The sequence below is a fragment of the Sphingomonas hankookensis genome (assembly GCF_001619955.1).
Classification (GTDB): domain Bacteria; phylum Pseudomonadota; class Alphaproteobacteria; order Sphingomonadales; family Sphingomonadaceae; genus Sphingomonas; species Sphingomonas hankookensis_A.
Genome location: NZ_LQQO01000056.1, coordinates 1 through 16,374 on the forward strand (window position 1 = coordinate 1; position 16,374 = coordinate 16,374).

Here is a 16,374-nt window from a genome sequence, read left to right on the forward strand (position 1 = left end):
CACCCCCTCCGCCGCCACCCCCGCCGCCTCCGCCGCCCCCGCCGCCATCGCGGGGCAGGTGACGCTGCGATGGGGGTCAGTTTAAATGACCCCCATCGCCGCAGGTCAGTCGATCAGCCTTATGCCGATGCGATAGACGACATTGGCCCGAATGCTGCCAAGGCCACAATGCGTCAGCGTCTTGCCGAACGCGGTCAGCGAAACGACCTCATTCGGGCTAACGCTCTCGCCCTTCGCCCAATCCAGATAGTCGCGATACAGCACCATCGCCGACACCCGGTGTCCCGGCGCGGCCTCCGTACGCGCATCCAGCCAGTCGGCGACCGACTGATGCAGCCGACCGATCACCGCCACCCCGACCGACAAGATCGGCGCGGCCTCCGCCAGCCCCAGATCGGGCAGACCGGCAATCGCCCATGCCCGCCGCGCACCGCGCGTGCCGAACGCGATCCGGGCTTCGCGCACCAGGTTCAGTTGCAGCCGCAGCCGTTCGGTTTCGTCGGCCAGCGGTTCGGCCGCCTCCGGCGCGATCGGGTCGTTCGCGATCTCGTAGCGGCCGGTGGTACGGATCGCCGGCAGGACTTCCTGTGTCACCCAGCGGCGGAAGCGCTTGGCGGCTTCCTTCCGGCTCGTGAACACCAGCGCGTACACGCCGGACTCCGATATGATGACCATTTCCTTGGTCCGGCCGACACTGTCATTACTAATGATAGTGTCGCGCTCGTCAGCTTCTAAACGACTTACAGCCTGAGCCGCGTTTCCGACCTCCAGTGCCGCACAAACATCGGCGGCGATGAACCAGGCGACGCCACCACGATCGACAGCGCGAACCAGCTGATCGCCGAAGCCGAAGCTCTGCAATGCCACGGCGCTCATGCCGCGATCCCCGACAGAGCAACCGGCGAGGTCAGCGCCCGCAGATCGTCCAGCGACTGCCAGATATGCCCCAGCGCCCGCGATACATATTTGTCGAGTTCGTCCAGACCGCTCAGCAGCGCTACGACGGCCATCAGATCGTCGATGCGATTGTCTATTTCCTCGATCCGCCGTTCCAGTGGGGAAACCAGATGCTGAGCAATCAACGGACTGCCGGGATGCAGGTCGAGATGAACGGTTGTGGTGGAAATTCTCCGGCGATTTCCCGGTGACGAGTTCGCGTCGCGGGTGCTACCCGCCGTATCAGCCTGTTGCATGGGTCGCTCCGTGCGATGGGTTAGGGCGTGCATGGTGTTGGTAGCACCTTGTCACGCCCGCCTTTCTGGCGCTAGAAAGGCGTCATGTCAATATCTGACGCCAGAAAGATCGGAAGGCCCAAAGTTGGCTCCACCCCCGTTAACGTGCGATTCCCACCTGCGGAACTTGCGAAACTAGACCTATGGATCGAGAAGAACCCTGACATCACATCGCGGGCCGAAGCCGTTCGCCGATTAGTTGAGCATTCACTCCGTTCAAAATAGAGTCTTTATCTCTGGCAAACCCGTGAATTTGCGAACTTCACAAACAGCCTTTACGTTCAGCATCGATCCTCGCTTGCTATACAGCATCGAGTAAGCACCATTCTTGCGATTTATTTGATTTATCTTCATCGCCTGCCCCGGCGCTGGCTCTGTAACAGACTCTTCGAGAATTATAGCTTCATCCGTTACAGAGAATAGGTCCGCGATATCCGGACAGGAATCTGCACAAATCTTTTTCTTTTGAAGATCGACCCTGAATGTTCTCTTGAATGGCGTCGTCTCATTCGAAAGCAATTCTTGCTCGATTACTTGCTGTGTTCCAGTGCATTCTAGATTGAATTGCTGGGCCGAAGCCGGTGTAGTTTGAACAAGCGCAAGCGCCAACCAACTTGCAGACATAGCTAGCTCCCCTTCTAGAGGGCCTAGCCTACTCGCCGAATCGTCATCGGTACACCCGAAGCGCGAATGGCTTCGAACGTAGCCAGCAACTCCCTTGGCGTTTGCCGCGTCCGCTTCTCCTGCGCGAGCATCGACTTGGCATAGTGCGGGAACCCCCGCAGCTTCTCCTCGCGGGCGAACCGCTCGGTCGCCCAAGCCCCGAACAACACCCGCTCCCGATCGCGCTTCAGCGCATCCCCCGCGCCGCGCATCGCCGCCCCGTACGTCGCCTGACATTGATCCCAGAAGGTCGACGGCGAAAACCCCGCCGCCGCCCACGCGCGTTCTAGTGCTTCCCAGTCGGTCGGCGCGTACGGGTCCGGGGCTTTCCCGGCGCTTTCTCGCCCTCCTCGGTCACCCGATCGGCGGCGGCGGCGATGGCGGTGCCGATGATTTCGCCGAACCGCTTGAACCCCAGATCGTCGATGATTTCGTCGACCTGATCGACCGTCAGGCCGCAGTGATACTTGGCAAGCCCATGCAGCGCGAAGCTGCGCAGCGTGCCGATCCGCAGATCGCGCGCCGCCTTCGCCATCTTCGCCTTGTCCTCGACATCGCCCAGCCCGACCGAAGGCATCGCGTCCTGCAGGATCGCGAAGAACCCCTTGTCATGCTCCTGCTCCAGCGCGCACTGGGCCGCCGTCCCGATGAACAGCGTCCAGCGCCCGCCCAGCGCCTCGAAAGGAACCTCGCCGCGCATTATGCGCCCGCCGCTTCGCCGGTCGCGCCGGTGAAGCGCACGCTGATCGACTGCGTCATGCGGTCGCCGATCGGCACCGCGCGCGCACGGCTCTTGACGATCAGGAAGCCGGTCACCTCCCAAGTGCCGTCACCATCGGGAATGATCGCCTTGTACGCCCGCGTCTTGCCGTCGTTGTGCGCGGCGCGCAGCAGCACGTCGGTCGGCGATCCGGGGATGTAATTGACCATCAACGTGCCTTCGCCCGGTTCGATCAGGCCGGCCTTGTATTCCTTGCGCCGACCGGGCGACTTGAAGTGCGTCACCTCGACATCGTCCGCCGTCTCTTCGGCGAGCGGAATTTCCGTCACTTCGTCCAGCTCGGTCAGCACCCCGGCGGCATTCGCCAGCCAGAATTCGCTGCCCCACCCGATCTGGGCTTCGCTGTTGCCATTTGCGTCGGCCATGATGTGCTCCTGCGGTTAACCGTTGTGCGTGAAAAGAATGTCGATGATCTGGCGATACAGATCGGTGCCATCGGCGGCGGTCTCGTGATCGGCACGAACCGACACGCCTTGCCCGCGCTGGAACCGGATGCCGTCGACCGTGGCGGCCGGCACCAGCACAGCTAGGATGGCTTCGCGCAAAGGCAGCGACGCCGCGAACGATGCCGTCCACAGATCAATCTGGACCCGCGTCACCGCGGGATGGAAACCGGTCATATGCTGGTCGCGTCGGTCGGAAATCGTCTGGAGCGTGATCGCCGGCAGCGCTGCGCCTTGGACGCGCCGCATCCAATCGACCCGAGAACCGACCGCATCGGTGATGACGGCGGCAGAAAGCAGCCTATTTGCGAGCGCGGCTTCGAAGGTCATCGCGAAGCCTCCTGCACCAGGGCGCGCAACCCAGCGACGACGATACCGATCGCTTCGTCGCCCTTGTTGTCAATCGACGGTCGCGCGAACGGATGCGCGGCCGAATGTGACGTACCCCACTCCAGCAGGTGCATCGTCGATCCTGCGCCGCCGCGACGCGGGCCGATGAATATCGACACATCGCGCGGCCCCATGCCGTCGATCGTGAAACCCGAAGCATTGGTTACGGTGATGGTCCGGCGGTGCCGCCCCGTCACGACGCGGATCAATCGCCGCTGTTCGTCCGCGATCACGGTCGCGGCGACCCTCAACACCCCGTCGACCTTCCGCCGCGGCGTTGCCTGGGCAAGCCGCGCCAGCTTGCGGTCAAGCTGCCGGAATCCCGTGGTTCCGAACGATCCCGCCTTGCCCATCAGGACACGACCCGCACGACGCCGATATCGATGCCGACCCGCCGGCCATAGGGCTGGATCGATACGATCTCGTACAGCGTCCCATCAGGCCTTGCCGGATGCCGGATGCGATCCTTGACGCTGACCCCGGAGGGACTGTCAGGATCCAGTGCGATGTCCCAGCGAACACGAAACAGACCCGGCGCCGAAGCTGCCGTTTCAGCATTCACATAGCGCTCCCCCCCGGGCGAGCCGATGTATTTTGCGTACCTTTTCCAATGCAGACTGAACGCTCCCGGCACATTCTGCACGCCGTCGTGGTGCGGTTCGCCAAGGCGTTCGATGTGGATCAATCGATCCAGTTCGCGGGCGTCGATACGGGGCATCAGCCGGCAACCGGAGTGCGGTACTGGGCGTCGAGCAGTGCCGTGACCGTCGCCGGCACGTCGTCGACCGATCCACCATCGAAGAGATGCTTGATCATCATCAGGGCAGCAACTTGAAGGCCCGGCGCTTCGGTAGCGACATCATCGTATCCGGCGTCGAACGTCACGGTGATCGGTCCGCAGGCCACAGGCCACCGCGGTTCCTGCACCGGCAACACCCGGCCGTTTCGATCCCACCTGACCCGTACAGTTGCAGGCTGATCGCCGGTATCGGTGTAGGCGACCGAAGCGACAGAACGCACTGGCTGGCGTTTCAGCCATAATGCGCCGTCGAAACGGTTGAAAACCGCCGTCCACTGCCGCCGGGCTAGGGAGTGCCCGGTATGCTGCTCGACCCACATCAGCGCCGTCAGGCGCAGGCTGTCGACCAGCAATTCCTGCCCTTCGCCGGGCTTCACATACTGGTTGATCAGCGCGTCGGGCAACACCGCCGGCCCGTCGATCGGGGCGGCTGCCGTGATGGTGACCACCGCCCCGACCCCTTACTTCGCGCGCGAAGTCGTCGACTTCGCCGCCGCCGCTTCCAGTTCGGCCACCCGCGCCTCGGCCTTTTCCAGCGAGGCGTTGGCGCCCTTCAGCTGCGCCGCCAGATCGACGTTTTCGGCCCGCAGACCTTCCACCGCCGTCAGGTCGGTCCGTGCGGTCTGAAGGTCATTCTGGAGCGCCGTCAGATCGCCGGTCAGCTTGTCGCGATCGGTGGTGATGGTGGCGAGGTTCGCCCGCACCGTCTCCAGTTCCTCGGTCAGTTCGTCGATACGACCGGTGCCGTGATTCTCCCGGTCGATCGCATGGGCCAGATCGGCGCGCAGCTGCGCCACCTCGGTTTCGCTCAAGCCGATGCTGTCGGGCTGGCCGGCAAACACGGCAGCCGTGCCCGGACCGCTCGATGCGCGGGCCGGAGCGTCGAGGCCGATGACCTCGCCACCGCGACCGGTGTCCGCGAAGCGGCGATCGGTCGTGACGACGATCGCGACCGGCTCGCGCACGATCGGCTCATAGTCCTCGTTGAGAACCTTGCCATCGACCAGAAAGCCGGCGACGCCCAGGCGGACGAAGTACAGTTCGCTTTCGGGCGAACGCTCGACTTCCTGATCGACCTTGAACACCTCCGCCGGGGCCGACTTGGTGGTATAGTCCTGAAGGAACTTGATCATGGTCGCCCTCCTTAGCTGACCGTCTGTGCGACGCTGGAAAGCTGGTTGGCACCGCCCGCGCCATAGCGCAGGTCGAACGCAACCAGCATGGCGGACAGGAAGGATGCGGCACCGCCCACGGTCACCGTGATCCGCGCGAACCGATAGCCCGCGTTCTTGTCCATATCCTCCTGCCGCAGGTTGATCGCGGCTTGACGGTTGTCACCGCCCGCCTTCACGATCTGGGCAACGGCAAGGCCCGCGACCGGCTTCGCGCCCGTGCCGTTGACATCGGTCGCCTGCTCGATCCGCGCGTCGATCGTGCCGGCGGCACCGATCACGCCGATGTTCAGCGTCGCCAGCATCTCGAAGGCGTTGCGCATATCGACCCAGCCCGAACTGATCGCGCCGACCGCCGCTTGCTGCGCCGGAATGACCCCGACCATCGCCACACGGGCGCTGGGGTCCAGATTACCCATCATCGTCTTGTCTCCTAAGCTGCCGGGCGAACCATCGCCCGGCCCCGCGCGATGGCGCGGGTCCGGTGTCGAGGATCAGGCGCGCTCGGCGAGCGCGACGAAGTGCGACTTGGTCGTACCGCCATTGGCGGGCTGGACCGGCTTCGACAGCACCGGCTGACCGCCGATGCGGAACACCCAGCGGAACGCGCGGATGTTGTAGTCGAAATAGAGGTGGATCGAATCGGCGAAGCTGACACCGTTCTGCTTGCGGAACGCCTCGTACCCGTTCGGGTTGACGAACTGGATGTCGCCCAGCTGGCCGACGCTGCGGCTGTGTTCGTTGAACACGACCGGCCGACCCAGCAGCGTGCCACCCGGCGACTCCTGATAGTTGCCGAACCACAGCGGCAGGCCGGCGCTGTTCTTCAGGTCCATCAGCGTCGGCATCACGTCGCTGTTGACCAGCCAGCTTGCCTGACTGGGCATGATCATGGCATGAGACGGACACGGGCACGGGCAACCTCCTTCACGACAAAGCGGGAAGGTCAGTCTGCCTCAACCGGCGCCAGCCCGCGCCCATGGGATCTTTTTGCCCCCTTGCGCGAGGTCGCCGATTCGTTCGGATGGTGGCGCGATGATGTACCCGCCCTGCCCCCGCACATCGATATGCTTGGGCAGGTTGCCACGGTTGCCGATCGGCTCGCCCGCCGGCATCCGGAACCAGTGATGTTCCCCGCCCGACGGCGTAACCGACGTGAGCGTCGCCGGCAGCGCCTCGCCCATCTGGGCGAGCAGCGCCGCCTTCAGCCGGTCGACCGTCCACGTATCGGCCAGGACTTCGCCCGTCTCCGGGTCGACGGTTTCGTCGACGCGCGGATCGAAGTCGAGGTGCAGCAGGCCGCTGACGCCCGAATGCAGCCCGATCTGGGCGACCGGCCAACGCCGCCACCACGCCTCGATCTGCGCTTCGTCGCGCGTGGCCTTGTGCAGGCCACCGCTGTTCTTGATGACATTGCCGTCGTCGTCGCGATCGCCACCAACAAGCGGGCGGCCGTTCTGGACGTTGCACGGGAAGACGAACCACCCCCGACGCGCGAAAGCAATCGCCGCCTGCCCCATGGGCGACAGCGTGGAATTGGACGACACGGTATCGGTCCCCTGTTCGCGCGGAAGCGCGGGGTTGATGTCAGGCGAGCAGTGCCTTGAACTGGGCGAGCTTTTCCTCGGCCGCGGCTGCGCGGGTTTCGGCCGCTGTCGCGCGCTCGGTCATCGCGGCCAGTTCGGCCGAATGATCCGGGCGATCGTCGAACGCCGCGCGCAGCTGATCGAGCAACTCGGGCACGCCGAGCGTCCGTGCAACCACGGTCGGCGCTTCGGCGGCCGGCGGGGCGATCTCGCGATCGATCAGTTCGGCCGCCGCCTGACCGATCGACATGCCTTTCGCCGCCGCAAGTTCGGTAACCTTGCGAATGGCGCTCTGCGCAGCGGCGGGAAGCTGGATGGATTTTGCGGACATCGGTGCAGGTTCCTTGCTGATAGCGGGCGCAGCCGGCGCCGACGGGGAATTTGGGGGGACCGGGGGTTCCCAGTCTGCGGGGCGCGGGCGACCGTCGCGGCAATAGGGACACAGCCCGCCGACGAGTCGGGGCATCCACCACTCGCATCCGTCGCACTCGCCCGGCACGCCGAGGGCGATCGGCTGCGCGGCAGCAGCGACGCCCCGCGCGATGCGATCCGCTTCGATCTGCGCGGCCAGGTCGACGACATCGGACATCGTCAGACCTGCATCGGCATGATGACGAAGGTTGCTGGCGACCCCTCACGATCGCGCCACAGCACCGGGCCCTTCGGATCGGTGAATGTCGCCTCGACCTCGATCGCGGTCATGTGCGCCATAATTTCGAGCAGATACCGGGAATTGAACCCGATCGTCAGCGGCGACCCCGACCATTCGCACGGGATCTCTTCGTCGCCCGTGCCATGCTCGGGGCTGGACACCGACAGCGCGATCGCGTCGTGCCGGATGCTCAATTTCACTGCGCGAACCTTGTCGCTCGATACCGTCGTCACGCGGTTGACCGCCGCAACCAGGGTTTCCCGATCGACCTTCAGCAGACCGTCATACTGCGTCGGAATCACCCGCGCATAATCCGGGAACGTGCCGTCGATGACCTTGGCTTGCAGCGTCGTCTCGCCGATTTCAAAGGCGACGGCCGACGAACAGGCACGGACGGTTACCTGCCCCTCATAGCGACCGAGCAAGGTTGTCAGCACCTTGACAACCTTCGACGGGACGATGATGTCCGGCAGCGTAGCGGCACCGTCGGGCAACGCGACGATGCCGCGCGCGAGCCGATGCCCGTCCGTGGCAGCAAACCGAAGGTCCCCGTGCTGCGCGTGAACCAGCACGCCGCCCAGATAGTAGCGCGTCTCGTCCGTCGAGGTGGCGAACGCCACGGTGGACAAGGCCGCGCCCAGATTGATCGCCGGAATCTCGAACTCACTGTCCCAAGCCTTGTCGGGTGCGTTCGGGAAATCGTCCGCGGGCAACGTCGGCAAGGTGAACCGCGACCGGCCGGCGCTGACCGTCAGCTTGCCATCGGTCAGCGCCAGGCGCACCCGGTCGCTGGCCGTCAGCTTGTCGGCGATCTTGGCGAGCGTGCCGGCATGGACGGTGATCCGCATCGGATCGGCATCGCCGTCAAGCGTGACATGGCGTTCGCCCCAGCTGTCCAGGTCGGTGCCGCTCAGCACCAGCGCCGTGGGCGATACCGTCATCAGCACGTTCGACAGCAGCGGGATCGTGGTGCGCTTCTCGACGATGTCCCCCACATCCTTCAGCCCGGCCCGCAGGCTGGGCGCGTCGATCTCGAACGACCGGGTCGCGGAAGCGCCGGATGCCTTCTTCGTCATGCTGCAATTCCCGTGATCTGGCCGGTGGCCACGATGATGATCCGGCGCTGTGTCGGCGCCGATACTTTCTGGATGCGGATCAGGTGCGCCGCCGCCATCGCGACCAGCCCGTCCCGGACCTGCTCCGGTGTCAGCTTCGCCCGCGCCGCCAGCTGGCGATCGGTCGGGCACGGCCGCCCATGATGCGCGAACCGCGACAGCACCGGCAGGAGCGCGTCGGTGATCGCCGCTTCGTCCTGCGACAGCGCCGGCTCGGCCAGCACGAGCATGGTCCGGGTCGGTCGGGTCAACGCGGTCGGTTTGGCCGTCCGCTGGGCGACGTAATTGAAGAAATCGGCGTTCAGCGTCGATCGCGCCTGCGACAGCGTGACGAGGCCGCGCTCCGCCAACAGACGCATATGCTTGCCGGTGCGACACCCGGTCGGCAGGAACTGGCGCGACGCATAGACGAAGCGATCGCCGGTACGGGCGATCTCCATCCATGCGTCGATGCGGTCCGGCTCCGCGATGACACCGGGCGTTTCGTCGATCACGCCGCCCGCCGCATCTTCCGTGCCGGCACCGGATCACCCCATCGCCCGCGCGGGGCGACGGACCAGTCGCGGACCGTCACCGCGTCACCGGTCGCCAGTGTGATCGCAAAACGTTCGTCGGCTCCCGGCAGCAGTTCGCCGGTGACCATCCGATCCAGCTTGCCGAAATCGATGCCGACCGAGGCCAATGCAGAACGCGCCCGGATTGCCGGCCGCGAAAGGAACCACGCCGCCAGACGCCGCGCGCCTTCGTTTGGCACCTTAGCTGGCAGGAACAGCTTACCCATCACTTCCTCCCCGCGCGAACCGCGCTCTGTCGTGTTTGCATTGCGGTGATCGCACGAGCGCAGGCGTCCAGCGCGTCAGCCGGGATCGCCATCAACTCTGCGTCATCCAGCGCGCCGGGGGTGCTTTGGTCGGAGAAGGCCATACTCAGCAGGTGCGACACCTTCAGCAGGTTGCAGAGTGCATCGCCGTCCGCCGCACCCACGCACTCGATCGGCACCGAACGCCGACCGGCCCGGAGAAGAAACCCGTCCAGCGCCTCTGGATTGAGGCCAAGGGCGTTGATCAAAAGGTCGATCCGTAGTGTCGACGTTTCATCTCGCGCGTTGCGCACGGTCTTTTCATCGCAACCCAGAACCTTGCTGACACGCAATGGTCCAAGGTTCTGACACAGAGGGACCAGCAAATTGCGGGTCAATTCGCGGGCGTCGTCTTCCGTCAGCGGGACGAAAGCCGGGGGGACGATTCCGGCGGTCATCGGATAGCTCCATTCTCATGATTGGACCTGCACCCACAAACCTGATCATGGCCGCGGACGCGGCGCACGAACCGCCAGTCGGCCCATTTGCGCCGACACTCTATGACGGCGATGGGCACGACGATCGCGGCTGCGAGAATGACCAGCGCAGCGTTCATGCCGCCACCTCGGCCGATGCATCGAGCAGCATATCGGCACTGGTAACGACACCATCCGTCGCCCGTTCGATCTTCACCGCCAACGGCAGAGAAGGTTGCCGCTGCCGGTACGCGATTTTCCGTATCGTCGAGATTGCCTCTCCGATCCGATTTGCGAAATCGTCCACGCTTTCGCCGGTCGATTTGAGATGATCGTGCAGTTGCATGACGGGTCTTCTGACCCACAATGGGTAAATAGGTCAATACCCAATGTTACCCGCATCCACAGTCCCGCGATTTACCCTGTTCGGGTAAAAGGCCGCATGGCAAATCGCATCCGCACCCTTCGAGAAGAGAAACAGCTGACCCGCGCGGCACTCGCGGCGTTGGCAGGAACTGGCGCGACCCAGATCAACAAGCTGGAAACGGGCGAGCGCCGTTTGTCCGATCACTGGGCACAGCGGCTCGCGCCACACCTGGGCGTCGAACCCTACGAACTTTTCATGGACGCCGGCCAGACCCGGACCGTTCGGTGGGTGCCAATTATCGGCGAGGTTTCCTGCGGAAATCTTACGGAAGCGATCGAACGGCCCGACGGCTTTGTGCCGACGACCAGTGGCGGTCCGAGGGTGTTCGCGTTGAAGCCACGGGGCGACAGCATGAACCTCCTGATCGACGAGTCCGGCTATGCACTGGTCGACCCCGACCAAGTCGATCTGATCGACGGCAAGGTGTACGTCGTGGTGAACGGTCAGAACGAAACGACCGCCAAACGCTTCCGCGCCAGCCCAGCGCGGCTAGTCCCCTGCTCGACCAACGATACCCACACGGACATCGTGATCGGCAGCGAACCGTTCACGGTTGTGGGTAGGATCATAGAGGTCGTTAGACCGGTTTGACCCATTGCGGGTAAATGATGTTTGACAATTACCCGTAGTGGGTAATACGTAGCCCATCCGCCGCATGTCGCGGCGATGGAGGCTGCGATGCAAACCGCGTTCATCACCGACCTACGCGCTACGATGGTCCCGCTGGCGAAAGCCGACGGCACGAGCGCTGCAATCTCGATCCGCTACTTCGATCACACTGGCCGGCAGGTCGGCACTTCGGTGACGACCGCCGAGGAATTGGCGACACAGGCACGGGCAATGCTCGCCATGGCCGAAGCCGCCGTGCTCCACGCCGCCAATGCCGACGGCGCGGTGCGACCGCCCTACCATCACTTTCCCTTGCCGCCGGCCGGTAGCGCCGCAGCCCGGCCTCCGTTCCTTCACTTCCCCATGATGCGCGATGTCCGTGTCGCGGACGAACCGGGCGTGGCCGTGCCGGCGAAACCGTCGGTCGTGATCTACGGCCCTCGCGCAAGCGGGAAAACTTTCCACGCCGAGCAGCTGCGCAAGCGTTACGAGTGCGCGCGGATCCTCGACCTCAGCGGCGTACCCGGCAAATGCCGCGTCAGCCCAGGTACGATGGTCCTGACCGATGCGACCAAAGCGGACGCCCGCGCGCGCTACGGTCGCGATGTGCTGTTAGTGTCGATCCACGATGCTCGCAGCGCGATCGGCGTCGGCCCGGTCCGCGCCCTCGCCGAATGGCGCGCGGAATGATGGCCGTCGCCACCAGCGCGCTGTTCGCCAGCGCCGCAGCCATCGCCGTCACGACGATCGTCGCGGCGATAGTCCCCCAGCGCGGCCGCATCGCCCGCATGCTGCGCCACGGGCCGGAATGGACGGTCGGGGTATGACCCGCGCCGATCTCTCCCGGGTCGCGCGTCGCACCGCCATCGCGATCGCCGTCGTAATCCTGCTGATCGCCTACACCGCGATCCTGGGCGCCGTGACGGGGGAAGCATGATGCACCGCCCCACCCTCCAGCGCCCCAGCCTATGGCGCATCGTCGTCGCGTGCGGGTCGCTGCTGCTGCTCGCCATCGCCGCCGCAACCGTTTCGATTCTGCGAGGTGACCAATGACCACCACCGTCAACCGCAACCGCCCCGTCGAGCAGGTCGCGCTCGATCGCCTGACCTATTCGGGCATGAACGTCCGGTCGGCCGATGATCTCGCCATCGATAAGGAACTGACCGCCCTTGCTGCCTCGATCGAGAGCATTGGCCTGTTGGCGCCGCCGATCGTCGGGAAGCCGAAGCGCAAGGGGGCGTCGCAACCGGTCTATGCAGGCCGGCGGCGCCTCGCCGCGCTGCGCTTGCTGGTCGACGCCGGCAAGCTGGCGGCCGACGCACCGGTGACCGTCATCGTCGTCCAGGACGAAGCGGAGGCGACCGAGGTATCGCTGGCCGAGAACTATGCCCGCCAGCAGATGGCGCCCGTCGAGATCTACGACGCCTTCGCCACGATCCGCCGCCAGAAGCCCGACGCGACCCCTGCCGAGATAGGGGCAATGTTCGGCTACGACGCGCAGCGCACCGCCCGGATCCTCCGCATCGCCAACCTCTCGCACAAGGTCATGGAAGCGTACCGCGCCGGCACGCTGACCGATGCCCAGGCACAGGCATTCGCCGCGACCGAGGATCACGACCTGCAGGACCGGGTACTCGGCGAGATCGACGGCATCCAGTACGAACACCAGCGCGGGCCGGCCGCCATCAAGCGCCTCATGGGCGCGATGGACCAGGACGAACGCGCGATGTTCGATCTGGTCGGCCGCATCCAGTACGAAGCCGAAGGCGGCATCTACGAAGAGGATTTGTTCGAGCGCGGCGCCGGCCGCATCATGAACCCGGAGATACTGAAGCGTCTCTACCATGCACGCGTGAAGGAACTGCAATCGCAGTTCTCCTACCGGCTGAAGCGCAACGGCCGCATGATAAAGACCGACGGCGCATGGGGCTTGGCGGATCTCGACATCGCGTTCGTCAGCGAACCGCCCCAAACCATGCAGTACGGCTATCGTCACACCGACGACGAACTGCGGATCCGCACGCCGAAGGTCGAACCTGCCGGCGCGGACATCGGGCATTCCGACACCGTCATCGTGCTGCCGAAGAAAGGCGCGATCGTCGTCACGACGACGCTGAAGGCGAACAGCGACAACGGCGCGTACCTGACATTCGACCTGTGGTATCGCGACAAGGCGGCGAAGGGCGGCGCGCAGGCAGCGGACCCGAAGGCCGCCGACACCAGTACGCCGAACCCCAAGAGTGACGCGCAGAAGCGGCGCGAGGCCATGGGGCTGGTCAAGGATACTGCCGGCGCCGCCTGCATCATTCGGCGCGACCTCTTCCGCGACCAGTTGTTCGGCGACCCGGTGTTGGCGCTTGATCTCCTAATTTTCACGCAAGCCCGCACCATACTGGCCCCAAAGAAAGGGTTCGGCGGTAGCGAGTACTTCGACGGCGTACCGCAAGGCATCGAAACTCCAGCCTGCCAGATGACGGGGACGGGATCGCCTCCGAAAAAGCAGCGTGACATTGCGGACACCGTGACCCGAGCGTCGACGCTGAAGCATCAGCACGCGATCCTGTCCGCTCACCCGGCGTTCACGATGCCCGATCCGATCGACGGCTTTGCTCGGTTCCGAATGGACCGCGATCGCATCCTCGAACCTGCCACTGCCTTGGTCGCAGGCTGGGCCGTTCGCGCCGCTGACAGCTTCTACGGTGACCCGGAGGTGCCGCGGTTCATCGAGCATATCTCGGCCGACTACATGGCAGAGGCGGAAGGCGCTGCGCCATGGCATTCCTTGGTCGAAATGGATCAGGCGTTCTTCGAGCTGCTGACCCACAAGACGCGCGTGCGGATCCTCCAGGACTGGGGACAAACCGAACTGGCGGAGCGCGTGAAGTCGAAGGACAGCGCGGCCGAGTGTGCGAAGATCCACGCCGCTTGCATCGAGGGCTACGTCGGCGCCAGCGAGGCGGTGCTGAAGCTGCTCGCCATCAGCGCCGATGATGCGGCCGAGATCTCCAACTGGCGTCCCGACTGGATGGAACCCACCCGGCCGGCACCCCTGCCCGCCGCCAAGTCCGCACAACCGGCCGAATGATTCCCGCAATGGCCTCTGACTGGACCAGCCTAGCCGCAGCTGCGCGCCGCGTCCTCGCCCAGCGCGAGGCCGGCGACGCGGCGTGGGTAGAAAAGGGCCGGCTGACCCAGGCGGAGGCCGCCGCTCGCCTGCGCATCGCTCGGGCGTTGGTCACTCTCTGGGACAGCGTCGTTGCGGGTAAGTCACCCTACGATGCCGAAACGGCATGGATCGAGAGCCGCGGTACTGAAGGCTGCTACCCGCACGAGTTGCGGACGGACCTCACCGCCGCGGCCGATCGCGCCTGGCTGCTCGCCGAACGCAACCCGGAGGATCTGGACGCCGCCCGATTCGCCGAAGCAGTCGCCGCGCTGGCGTGGCACGCCCGGCCGGCCGATCACATCAGCAGCATCATCGACGTAGCGCACGTCAACGCCGCTGCCCGCGCTGGACGCGCGCCATGAAGTCGATCACCAAGCCAGCGCCGGAGTTGGTTGATTTCGTCCGCGCCCTTGCGCGCGCGTCGGTTGCGCGTGACATTGCAGCCGCCCGACAAAAGGAAAGTCCCCGTGCGGACGGTAATCTACGCCCGCTATTCTAGCCAGCTGCAGAACGCGCGGTCGATCGAGGATCAGATCGCCGTGTGTCGCGAACGCGCCGATCGCGAAGGCTGGACGATCGTCGAGGTCTATACCGACTATGCGATCAGCGGGGCCGCCGGCATCGAAGGCGCGCAGCGTCCCGGCCTGAACGCCATGATGGCGCGCGTGGAAGCCGGCGGCGTCGATCAGGTGCTGACTGAATCGACCGACCGGGTCGCCCGGCACCAGGGCGACGCATTCGCGATCCGCGAACGGCTCCAGTTCGTCGGCGCGCGCCTGTTCACGTTGATGGACGGCGAGGTCGACGACATCACCGGGACGATCAAGGGATTGATGGACGCCCGGTTCCGCAAGGATCTCGGCGCGCGCATCAAGCGAGGTCAGCGCGGCACGATCAAGCAAGGCCGCGCGCCTGCCGGCATCGCCTACGGCTACCGCCGCGCCAACCGCCTCGACGAACGCGGGGAGCTTGTCCGCGGCCTGCGCGAGATCGACGAAGATCAGGCCGAGATCGTCCGCCGGATATTCCGGGAATATGCCGACGGCCGCGCGCCGCAGGCCATCGCCAAGGCACTCAACGCCGAAGGCATCACTCCCCCGCGCGGCACGACATGGCGACAGACGACGATTCTTGGCGATCGGCAGCGCCAGAACGGTATGCTCAACAACCGCGTGTATGCCGGCGTGCTTGTCCACAATCGGACGAGCAAGGTCGTCAACCCGACGACGCGCAAGACGATCATCCGCCCGAACCCTGAAAGCGAATGGATCGAGCAGGCCGCGCCCGATCTGCGCATCGTCGACGATGCGCTGTGGCAGCGGGTGCAAGCCATTCGCGCCGAAGGTGCCGGCGTTCACCGCACCTATCAGCGCCGGCCGAAGCACCTGCTCTCCGGCCTCGGTCGATGCGGCGTCTGCGGCGGGGGCTGGATTCGGCGTACCGGCGAATACTGGGCGTGCGGGCGGCATCACGATGGCGCCGGCTGCACCAACAACCGCACGATCAAGAACGACAATTACGAGCGTCAGGTGCTCGAGCATTTGCAGCACCAGCTGCTCGCGCCCGAACTGGTCGCGGAATATGTCCGCGAGTATCATCGCGAACATGCCCGTCTCGCGGGTGAGGGACAACGCGAACGCGCGTCGATCGAGCGCCGGCATGCCGAAGCAAAGCGGAAGGTCGACCGGCTTGTCGAAGCCATTGCGGCCGGCGGCGCCGAGTTCGCCGAAATCCGCGACGTGCTGGCAAAGGCGCGCGCCGATCGCGACGCCTTCGCCAGTCAGCTGGCCGGCATCGACGCCGTGCCGGTGATCGCCCTGCATCCCACGATCGCGGACGATTACCGTCGACAGGTACAAGCGCTCCAGGACGCACTGAACGGCAATCCCGCCGCCCAGCTGGAAGCGGTGCCCCGCTTGCGCGCGTTGATCGATCACGTCGTCCTGACGCCGAAGGAAGCCGGCCGCGGCGTCGACGTACACGTTGTCGGTCGAATCGAGGAAGCTATTGGCCTCGCTGGACACACCGCTACGACATTACAAAAGCGCGCCTAACGCACGCAA

26 protein-coding genes are annotated in these 16,374 nt (G+C 65.2%); 6 read left to right on the plus strand and 20 right to left on the minus strand.

The features are described 5' to 3' along the window. Window positions 1-105: 105 nt before the first annotated feature. The 20 genes from AVT10_RS15505 to AVT10_RS18620 form a co-directional block, all read right to left on the minus strand. A complete protein-coding gene (locus tag AVT10_RS15505) occupies window positions 106-876 on the minus strand; it encodes a BRO family protein (RefSeq protein ID WP_084401787.1) in 771 nt (256 codons plus the stop codon). Next, on the minus strand, window positions 873-1,193 hold the full coding sequence (locus tag AVT10_RS15510; RefSeq protein ID WP_157092786.1) for a hypothetical protein: 321 nt from the start codon (window positions 1,191-1,193) through the stop codon (window positions 873-875). The genes AVT10_RS15505 and AVT10_RS15510 overlap by 4 nt, the downstream gene beginning before the upstream one ends. A gap of 255 nt (window positions 1,194-1,448) precedes the next feature. Then, window positions 1,449-1,856: a hypothetical protein gene (locus AVT10_RS18385; protein WP_157092787.1), complete on the minus strand. Its 408-nt coding sequence runs from the start codon at window positions 1,854-1,856 to the stop codon at window positions 1,449-1,451. A gap of 23 nt (window positions 1,857-1,879) precedes the next feature. Continuing rightward, window positions 1,880-2,107 carry a hypothetical protein gene (locus tag AVT10_RS15515; protein ID WP_066693500.1) on the minus strand — a complete coding sequence of 76 codons (228 nt, stop codon included), beginning with the start codon at window positions 2,105-2,107 and terminating at the stop codon, window positions 1,880-1,882. 74 nt (window positions 2,108-2,181) lie between these two features. Continuing rightward, window positions 2,182-2,595: a hypothetical protein gene (locus tag AVT10_RS15520; RefSeq protein ID WP_066693502.1), complete on the minus strand. Its 414-nt coding sequence runs from the start codon at window positions 2,593-2,595 to the stop codon at window positions 2,182-2,184. Beyond that, window positions 2,595-3,041 carry a phage tail tube protein gene (locus AVT10_RS15525; protein WP_066693504.1) on the minus strand — a complete coding sequence of 149 codons (447 nt, stop codon included), beginning with the start codon at window positions 3,039-3,041 and terminating at the stop codon, window positions 2,595-2,597. The genes AVT10_RS15520 and AVT10_RS15525 overlap by 1 nt, the downstream gene beginning before the upstream one ends. A 15-nt stretch (window positions 3,042-3,056) precedes the next feature. After that, window positions 3,057-3,449 carry a tail completion protein gp17 gene (gp17, locus tag AVT10_RS15530; protein WP_066693507.1) on the minus strand — a complete coding sequence of 131 codons (393 nt, stop codon included), beginning with the start codon at window positions 3,447-3,449 and terminating at the stop codon, window positions 3,057-3,059. Continuing rightward, window positions 3,446-3,862, minus strand: coding sequence for an HK97-gp10 family putative phage morphogenesis protein (locus AVT10_RS15535; RefSeq protein ID WP_066693510.1), 417 nt, complete (start codon window positions 3,860-3,862; stop codon window positions 3,446-3,448). The genes gp17 and AVT10_RS15535 overlap by 4 nt, the downstream gene beginning before the upstream one ends. Then, window positions 3,862-4,227: a phage head completion protein gene (locus tag AVT10_RS15540; RefSeq protein WP_066693513.1), complete on the minus strand. Its 366-nt coding sequence runs from the start codon at window positions 4,225-4,227 to the stop codon at window positions 3,862-3,864. Before AVT10_RS15540 ends, AVT10_RS15535 begins: the two co-directional genes overlap by 1 nt. Beyond that, window positions 4,227-4,757 carry a head-tail connector protein gene (locus AVT10_RS15545; RefSeq protein ID WP_066693514.1) on the minus strand — a complete coding sequence of 177 codons (531 nt, stop codon included), beginning with the start codon at window positions 4,755-4,757 and terminating at the stop codon, window positions 4,227-4,229. The genes AVT10_RS15540 and AVT10_RS15545 overlap by 1 nt, the downstream gene beginning before the upstream one ends. Before the next feature lie 12 nt (window positions 4,758-4,769). Continuing rightward, window positions 4,770-5,441: a hypothetical protein gene (locus tag AVT10_RS15550; RefSeq protein ID WP_066693515.1), complete on the minus strand. Its 672-nt coding sequence runs from the start codon at window positions 5,439-5,441 to the stop codon at window positions 4,770-4,772. A gap of 11 nt (window positions 5,442-5,452) precedes the next feature. Continuing rightward, window positions 5,453-5,902: a hypothetical protein gene (locus tag AVT10_RS15555; RefSeq protein WP_066693516.1), complete on the minus strand. Its 450-nt coding sequence runs from the start codon at window positions 5,900-5,902 to the stop codon at window positions 5,453-5,455. A 72-nt stretch (window positions 5,903-5,974) separates the two neighbouring features. Then, window positions 5,975-6,367 (minus strand): phage major capsid protein, encoded by a 393-nt coding sequence (locus tag AVT10_RS15560; RefSeq protein WP_232308048.1) that lies wholly within the window; start codon window positions 6,365-6,367, stop codon window positions 5,975-5,977. A 69-nt stretch (window positions 6,368-6,436) separates the two neighbouring features. Continuing rightward, window positions 6,437-7,027 carry a bifunctional DNA primase/polymerase gene (locus AVT10_RS15565; RefSeq protein WP_157092788.1) on the minus strand — a complete coding sequence of 197 codons (591 nt, stop codon included), beginning with the start codon at window positions 7,025-7,027 and terminating at the stop codon, window positions 6,437-6,439. A 40-nt stretch (window positions 7,028-7,067) separates the two neighbouring features. Continuing rightward, the gene (locus tag AVT10_RS18390) at window positions 7,068-7,397 is read right to left on the minus strand and encodes a hypothetical protein (protein ID WP_157092789.1); all 330 of its coding nucleotides are present in this window, start codon (window positions 7,395-7,397) and stop codon (window positions 7,068-7,070) included. Between the two features lie 260 nt (window positions 7,398-7,657). Next, window positions 7,658-8,794 (minus strand): DNA polymerase III subunit beta, encoded by a 1,137-nt coding sequence (dnaN, locus tag AVT10_RS15575; protein WP_066693523.1) that lies wholly within the window; start codon window positions 8,792-8,794, stop codon window positions 7,658-7,660. Further along, window positions 8,791-9,327: a hypothetical protein gene (locus AVT10_RS18615; RefSeq protein WP_066693525.1), complete on the minus strand. Its 537-nt coding sequence runs from the start codon at window positions 9,325-9,327 to the stop codon at window positions 8,791-8,793. The genes dnaN and AVT10_RS18615 overlap by 4 nt, the downstream gene beginning before the upstream one ends. Further along, window positions 9,324-9,614, minus strand: coding sequence for a hypothetical protein (locus AVT10_RS15585; protein WP_066693527.1), 291 nt, complete (start codon window positions 9,612-9,614; stop codon window positions 9,324-9,326). Before AVT10_RS15585 ends, AVT10_RS18615 begins: the two co-directional genes overlap by 4 nt. Continuing rightward, window positions 9,614-10,090: a hypothetical protein gene (locus AVT10_RS15590; RefSeq protein ID WP_066693529.1), complete on the minus strand. Its 477-nt coding sequence runs from the start codon at window positions 10,088-10,090 to the stop codon at window positions 9,614-9,616. The genes AVT10_RS15585 and AVT10_RS15590 overlap by 1 nt, the downstream gene beginning before the upstream one ends. 154 nt (window positions 10,091-10,244) lie before the next feature. Continuing rightward, window positions 10,245-10,454 carry a helix-turn-helix domain-containing protein gene (locus AVT10_RS18620; protein WP_066693537.1) on the minus strand — a complete coding sequence of 70 codons (210 nt, stop codon included), beginning with the start codon at window positions 10,452-10,454 and terminating at the stop codon, window positions 10,245-10,247. Between the two features lie 96 nt (window positions 10,455-10,550). Between AVT10_RS18620 and AVT10_RS15600 the strand changes: the two genes are divergently transcribed. From AVT10_RS15600 to AVT10_RS15620, 6 genes are all read left to right on the plus strand, one after another. Further along, window positions 10,551-11,126, plus strand: a complete 576-nt coding sequence (locus tag AVT10_RS15600; RefSeq protein ID WP_066693539.1) for a S24 family peptidase — start codon at window positions 10,551-10,553, stop codon at window positions 11,124-11,126. 87 nt (window positions 11,127-11,213) lie between these two features. Then, window positions 11,214-11,834: a hypothetical protein gene (locus AVT10_RS15605; protein WP_157092791.1), complete on the plus strand. Its 621-nt coding sequence runs from the start codon at window positions 11,214-11,216 to the stop codon at window positions 11,832-11,834. After that, entirely contained in the window at window positions 11,831-11,971 is a 141-nt protein-coding gene (locus AVT10_RS18400; RefSeq protein ID WP_157092792.1) for a hypothetical protein, read from the plus strand. The genes AVT10_RS15605 and AVT10_RS18400 overlap by 4 nt, the downstream gene beginning before the upstream one ends. Before the next feature lie 222 nt (window positions 11,972-12,193). Further along, a complete protein-coding gene (locus AVT10_RS15610) occupies window positions 12,194-14,230 on the plus strand; it encodes a ParB/RepB/Spo0J family partition protein (protein ID WP_066693544.1) in 2,037 nt (678 codons plus the stop codon). Next, window positions 14,227-14,673: a hypothetical protein gene (locus AVT10_RS15615; RefSeq protein WP_157092793.1), complete on the plus strand. Its 447-nt coding sequence runs from the start codon at window positions 14,227-14,229 to the stop codon at window positions 14,671-14,673. Before AVT10_RS15610 ends, AVT10_RS15615 begins: the two co-directional genes overlap by 4 nt. Window positions 14,674-14,778: 105 nt before the next feature. Next, window positions 14,779-16,365, plus strand: coding sequence for a recombinase family protein (locus AVT10_RS15620; protein ID WP_066693549.1), 1,587 nt, complete (start codon window positions 14,779-14,781; stop codon window positions 16,363-16,365). The last annotated feature ends 9 nt before the right edge of the window (window positions 16,366-16,374 follow it).

Bases quoted from the DNA above. Each gene is read 5' to 3' on its own strand.
- AVT10_RS15505 (WP_084401787.1), bottom strand. From the start codon at position 876: ATGAGCGCCGTGGCATTGCAGAGCTTCGGCTTCGGCGATCAGCTGGTT.
- AVT10_RS15510 (WP_157092786.1), bottom strand. From the start codon at position 1,193: ATGCAACAGGCTGATACGGCGGGTAGCACCCGCGACGCGAACTCGTCA.
- AVT10_RS18385 (WP_157092787.1), bottom strand. From the start codon at position 1,856: ATGTCTGCAAGTTGGTTGGCGCTTGCGCTTGTTCAAACTACACCGGCT.
- AVT10_RS15515 (WP_066693500.1), bottom strand. From the start codon at position 2,107: ATGCGCGGCGCGGGGGATGCGCTGAAGCGCGATCGGGAGCGGGTGTTG.
- AVT10_RS15520 (WP_066693502.1), bottom strand. From the start codon at position 2,595: ATGCGCGGCGAGGTTCCTTTCGAGGCGCTGGGCGGGCGCTGGACGCTG.
- AVT10_RS15525 (WP_066693504.1), bottom strand. From the start codon at position 3,041: ATGGCCGACGCAAATGGCAACAGCGAAGCCCAGATCGGGTGGGGCAGC.
- gp17 (WP_066693507.1), bottom strand. From the start codon at position 3,449: ATGACCTTCGAAGCCGCGCTCGCAAATAGGCTGCTTTCTGCCGCCGTC.
- AVT10_RS15535 (WP_066693510.1), bottom strand. From the start codon at position 3,862: ATGGGCAAGGCGGGATCGTTCGGAACCACGGGATTCCGGCAGCTTGAC.
- AVT10_RS15540 (WP_066693513.1), bottom strand. From the start codon at position 4,227: ATGCCCCGTATCGACGCCCGCGAACTGGATCGATTGATCCACATCGAA.
- AVT10_RS15550 (WP_066693515.1), bottom strand. From the start codon at position 5,441: ATGATCAAGTTCCTTCAGGACTATACCACCAAGTCGGCCCCGGCGGAG.
- AVT10_RS15555 (WP_066693516.1), bottom strand. From the start codon at position 5,902: ATGATGGGTAATCTGGACCCCAGCGCCCGTGTGGCGATGGTCGGGGTC.
- AVT10_RS15560 (WP_232308048.1), bottom strand. From the start codon at position 6,367: ATGCCCAGTCAGGCAAGCTGGCTGGTCAACAGCGACGTGATGCCGACG.
- AVT10_RS18390 (WP_157092789.1), bottom strand. From the start codon at position 7,397: ATGTCCGCAAAATCCATCCAGCTTCCCGCCGCTGCGCAGAGCGCCATT.
- dnaN (WP_066693523.1), bottom strand. From the start codon at position 8,794: ATGACGAAGAAGGCATCCGGCGCTTCCGCGACCCGGTCGTTCGAGATC.
- AVT10_RS15585 (WP_066693527.1), bottom strand. From the start codon at position 9,614: ATGGGTAAGCTGTTCCTGCCAGCTAAGGTGCCAAACGAAGGCGCGCGG.
- AVT10_RS15590 (WP_066693529.1), bottom strand. From the start codon at position 10,090: ATGACCGCCGGAATCGTCCCCCCGGCTTTCGTCCCGCTGACGGAAGAC.
- AVT10_RS18620 (WP_066693537.1), bottom strand. From the start codon at position 10,454: ATGCAACTGCACGATCATCTCAAATCGACCGGCGAAAGCGTGGACGAT.
- AVT10_RS15600 (WP_066693539.1), top strand. From the start codon at position 10,551: ATGGCAAATCGCATCCGCACCCTTCGAGAAGAGAAACAGCTGACCCGC.
- AVT10_RS15605 (WP_157092791.1), top strand. From the start codon at position 11,214: ATGCAAACCGCGTTCATCACCGACCTACGCGCTACGATGGTCCCGCTG.
- AVT10_RS18400 (WP_157092792.1), top strand. From the start codon at position 11,831: ATGATGGCCGTCGCCACCAGCGCGCTGTTCGCCAGCGCCGCAGCCATC.
- AVT10_RS15610 (WP_066693544.1), top strand. From the start codon at position 12,194: ATGACCACCACCGTCAACCGCAACCGCCCCGTCGAGCAGGTCGCGCTC.
- AVT10_RS15615 (WP_157092793.1), top strand. From the start codon at position 14,227: ATGATTCCCGCAATGGCCTCTGACTGGACCAGCCTAGCCGCAGCTGCG.